3 protein-coding genes and 1 pseudogene are annotated in these 4,707 nt (G+C 68.0%); all 4 read right to left on the bottom strand.

Features of this window, described 5'->3' with window-relative positions:
• Positions 1-212 (bottom strand): annotated as a pseudogene (locus ACWELQ_RS38465) (glucose-6-phosphate dehydrogenase assembly protein OpcA); the annotation flags it as partial.
• Positions 209-1,771 carry a glucose-6-phosphate dehydrogenase gene (zwf, locus tag ACWELQ_RS38470; protein WP_452401934.1) on the bottom strand — a complete coding sequence of 521 codons (1,563 nt, stop codon included), beginning with the start codon at positions 1,769-1,771 and terminating at the stop codon, positions 209-211. The gene zwf and the pseudogene ACWELQ_RS38465, both read right to left, overlap by 4 nt.
• Positions 1,772-1,773: 2 nt before the next feature.
• Complete coding sequence (gene tal / locus ACWELQ_RS38475) at positions 1,774-2,907, bottom strand: transaldolase (RefSeq protein ID WP_452401935.1); 1,134 nt, start codon at positions 2,905-2,907, stop codon at positions 1,774-1,776.
• A gap of 4 nt (positions 2,908-2,911) precedes the next feature.
• Positions 2,912-4,707 (bottom strand): transketolase family protein (locus ACWELQ_RS38480; RefSeq protein WP_452401936.1); only part of this gene is annotated, 1,796 nt, incomplete at its 5' end.

Consider the following 4,707-nt stretch of genomic DNA (forward strand, 5'->3'; position numbering starts at 1 on the left):
CGGTCACCGCGCGCCAGCACTATCACCCGGCAGGGGTGCTCGCGGCTGGCGTCGTTGGCGGCGTCGATGGCGTCCTCGGCCTCGGAGGAGTCCAGGGTGCACACCACCAGGGTGAGCACCCGCCCCATGGTCACCACGCCATTGGATTCCCGCAGCTGCACAAGACGTTTCGACACCTCGCGGGTGTCGGTGTCGGGCATGTCGATGATCACGGTCGCCGCCATTCCCGCCCGCTGCGCGCGAGCATCTCGTCCGCCGAATCCGGACCCCAGCCACCGGCCTCGTACGGGTCGGGTTTACCGGTCTCGGCCCAATGCGCCAGCGCGGGATCGAGAATGCGCCAGGACAATTCGACTTCCTCGTTGACCGGGAACAGCGACGGCACCCCGAGCAGCACATCCAGGATGAGCCGCTCGTAAGCCTCGGGGGAGTCCTCGGTGAACGCCTCGCCGTAGCTGAAGTCCATGTTCACGTCGCGCACCTCCATCGACGACCCGGGCACCTTGGACCCGAACCGCATGGTGATGCCCTCATCCGGCTGCACCCGCACGACCAGCGCGTTCTGCCCGAGCTCCTCGGTCATGGTCTGATCGAAGGGCAGGTGCGGGGCGCGCTTGAACACCACCGCGATCTCGGTGACGCGGCGGCCCAGGCGTTTTCCGGTGCGCAGATAGAACGGCACACCCGCCCAGCGCCGGGTCTCCACGGCCAGGGTGATCGCGGCGTAGGTCTCGGTGCGGGAGTTGGGGTCGAAACCCTCCTCCTGCAACAGGCCCACCACCGGCTCACTACCTTGCCAGCCCGCGGTGTACTGCCCGCGCGCCGTCGTCTCGTCCAGGGGCGCAACGAGTTTGGTGGCCGAGAGCACCTTGATCTTCTCGATCTGCAACTGCTTGGGCTGGAAGCTCACGGGCTCTTCCATGGCGGTCAGCGCGAGCAGCTGCAACAGGTGGTTCTGGATGACGTCGCGCGCCGCGCCGATGCCGTCGTAATAGCCCGCGCGACCGCCCAAGCCGATGTCCTCGGCCATGGTGATCTGGACATGGTCGACATAGTTGGCGTTCCAGATCGGATCCCACAGCTGGTTGGCGAAGCGCAGCGCCAGAATGTTCTGCACCGTCTCCTTGCCCAGGTAGTGGTCGATGCGGAACACCGACCGCTCCGGGAACACCGTGTTCACCAGCGAATTGAGCGCCTGCGCGCTCTCCAGGTCGTGACCGAAGGGCTTCTCGATCACCACCCGCCGCCACGGATCCGGCTGCCCCGCGGGCGAATCCGTCGGCTTGGCCAGCCCGTTCTTGGACAGCTGCTCCAGCACGATGGGGAAGTCGCTGGGCGGAATCGACAGGTAGAAGGCGGTATTGCCGCCCGTCCCGCGATCCCGGTCCAGATCCTTGAGGGTGGTGGCCAGCTTGTTGAAGGCCTCGTCGTCCTCGAACGTGCCGTGCACGAAGCGAAGACCTTCCTTGAGTTGCTGCCAGACCTCCTCCCGGAAGGGAGTGCGCGAGGACGCCGTCACCGAGTCATGGACCAGTTTCGCGAAGTCCTCGTCGGTCCAGTCCCGGCGTGCGAACCCGACCAGGGAGAAGCCCGGGGGCAGCAGCCCCCGGTTCGCCAGGTCGTAGATGGCCGGCAGCACCTTGCGCCGCGACAGGTCACCGGTCACGCCGAATATCACCACGTTGCACGGTCCAGCGATGCGTGGAACCCGGCTGTCGCGCCCATCGCGCAACGGGTTCTGCCCCGCGACCGTCGTCGCTGCGCCTGCCACCGTCAGTTTCCTCCCGCCACCTGCAGCTTTTCGGTGGTGGCCACGAGCAGTTCCTCCCAGGAGCCGACGAACTTGTCGACACCCTCGGTCTCGAGGACACCGAACACATCGGTCAGATCGATCCCGGCCGCGACCAGATCGTCGAACACCTGCTGCGCCTCGGCGGCCAGCCCGGCGAGGCGATTGCCTTCCAGCACACCGTGATCGGCGAAGGCCTCGAGGGTCTTCTCCGGCAGCGTGTTGACCGTGTTCGGGCCCACCAGCTGCGTGATGTACATGGTGTCGGGGTACTCGGGGTTCTTCACACCCGTCGACGCCCACAGCGGCCGCTGCAGGTTGCCGCCCTGCCCGGCCAGCTTCGAGTACAGGTCGTTGTGCTTACCGGCGCCGGTGAAGATGTCCTCGTAGGCGGCATACGCCAAGCGCGCGTTGGCGATTCCGGCCTTGCCGCGCAGCGCCAGCGCCTCCGGGGTGCCGATCGCCTCCAGCCGCTTGTCGATCTCGGTGTCCACACGGGAGACGAAGAACGAAGCGACGGAATGGATCTTGGCGATGTCGTGCCCGGCGGTGTGCGCGTTGCGCAGGCCGTCGAGGTAGGCGCCCATCACCGAGACGTAGCGCTGCACCGAGAAGATCAGCGTCACGTTCACGCTGATGCCCTCCGAGATCACCCGGGTGATGGCGGGCAGGCCCGCCTCCGTCGCCGGGATCTTGATCAGCAGGTTGGGCCGGTCCACGATCTTCCACAGCTCGATGGCCTGCGCCACCGTGCCGTCGGTATCGAAGGCCAGCCGCGGATCGACCTCGATGGAGACGCGGCCGTCGACGCCCTTGGAGGCGGCGAACACGTCGGCGAACACGTCGCAAGCGGCGCGCACGTCATCGGTGGTGATGGTGCGGATCGCCGAATCGACATCCGCGCCGCGCGCGGCCAGCTCGTTGACCTGCTCGTCGTAGGCGTGGCCCTTGGACAGCGCGCCCTGGAAGATGGTCGGGTTGGTGGTGACGCCGACGACATTGCGGGAATCGATCAGGCCCTTCAGATTTCCGGACTTGATGCGATCACGCGACAGATCGTCCAGCCACACCGAAACTCCGGCGGCCGACAGGGCCGCGGTGTTCGTGTTCTGGGTCATGAAACTATCCCTTCACCTTGGCAAGCGAGCGGGTGGCAGCGGCGACGACGGCGTCGGCGGTGATGCCGAACTCGCGGAACAGGGTCTTGAAATCGGCCGAGGCACCGAAGTGCTCGATCGACACGTTCTCACCGGCGTCACCGGTGAAACGGTGCCACGGCATGGCGATACCGGCCTCGACGGTGACTCGCGCCCGCACCGACGGCGGCAGCACCTCGTCGCGGTAGGACTGCTCCTGCGCGTCGAACCACTCCACACACGGCATGGACACCACGCGGGTGCCGATGCCCTGTGCCTCGAGCGTAGCGCGGGCATCCACCGCGAGCTGCAGTTCCGAACCGGTCGCGATGAGGATTACCTGCGGTGTGCCGGTGGAGGATTCGGCCAGGATGTAGCCGCCCTTGCGGACGCCCTCGTAGCTGGTGCCCTCCTGGATCGGCAGGTCCTGGCGGGTCAGCGCGAGCGCGGACGGGCCGTCCTGGTGCGGGGCCTCCGAGACCAGGAAGTGCGAATGCCGTTCGGCGCTATCGCGTTCCAGGATGGTGCGCCAGGCGTAGGTGGTCTCGTTGGCGTCGCCGGGGCGGACCACGTTGAGGCCCGGGATGGCGCGCAGCGCGGCCAGGTGCTCGATCGGCTGGTGCGTCGGGCCGTCCTCGCCCAGGCCGATGGAGTCGTGGGTCCACACGTAGGTGACCGGGGTGCGCATGAGCGCGGCCAGGCGCACGGCCGGACGCATGTAGTCGGAGAACACCAGGAAGGTGCCACCGTACGGACGAGTCGGTCCGTGCAGCGCGATGCCGTTGAGGATCGAGCCCATCGCGTGCTCACGCACACCGAAGTGCAGAGTCCGGCCGTACGGGTTGGCGCTCCAATGGCTGGTGGAGATGGACTCCGGGCCGAAGGACGCCGCGCCCGGCATGGTGGTGTTGTTGGACTCGGCGAGGTCGGCCGAACCGCCCCACAGCTCCGGCAGCACCGGGGCCAGCGCCGCGAGCACCGCACCGGACGCCTTACGGGTGGCCATCGCCTTACCGGCCTCGTGCTGCGGCAGGGTGTCGGTCCAGCCCTCGGGCAGCGCGCGGGTCTGCAGGCGATCGAAGAGCGCCTTGTTGTCCGGGTTGGCGGCGGCCCACGCGTCGAACTGCTCCTGCCAGGCCGCGCGCGCCGACTTGGCGCGATCGGCGACATTGCCGCGCGAGTGCGCGATGACCGCCGAGTCGACCTCGAAGCTCTTGTCCGGGTCGAAGCCCAGGATCGTCTTGGTGGCCGCGACCTCCTCCGCGCCCAGGGCGGCACCGTGCGCGGCGCCGGTGTTCATCTTCTTCGGGGCCGGGTAGCCGATGATGGTGCGCAGCAGCACGATCGAGGGCTTGTCGGTGACCGACTGCGCCTCGGCGATGGCCGCCTCGATGGCCGTCACGTTCTCGCCGCCCTCGACGGTCTGCACGTGCCAGCCGTAGGCGCGGTAGCGCGCGGCGACGTCCTCGGTGAAGGCGATGCGGGTGTCGTCCTCGATGGAGATGCGGTTGTCGTCGTAGAAGACGATCAGGTTGCCCAGCTGCTGGGTGCCCGCCAGCGAGGACGCCTCGGAGGTGACGCCCTCCTCCAGGTCGCCGTCGGAGGCGATCACGTAGATGAAGTGGTCGAACGCCGACTCGCCCTGCGCCGCCGCGGGATCGAACAGGCCACGCTCACGCCGCGACGCCATCGACATGCCGACCGCCGAGGCCAGACCCTGACCCAGCGGGCCGGTGGTGATCTCGACGTGGTCGGTGTGGCGGTACTCCGGGTGGCCCGGGG

The sequence above is a fragment of the Nocardia sp. NPDC004722 genome, assembly GCF_053601505.1.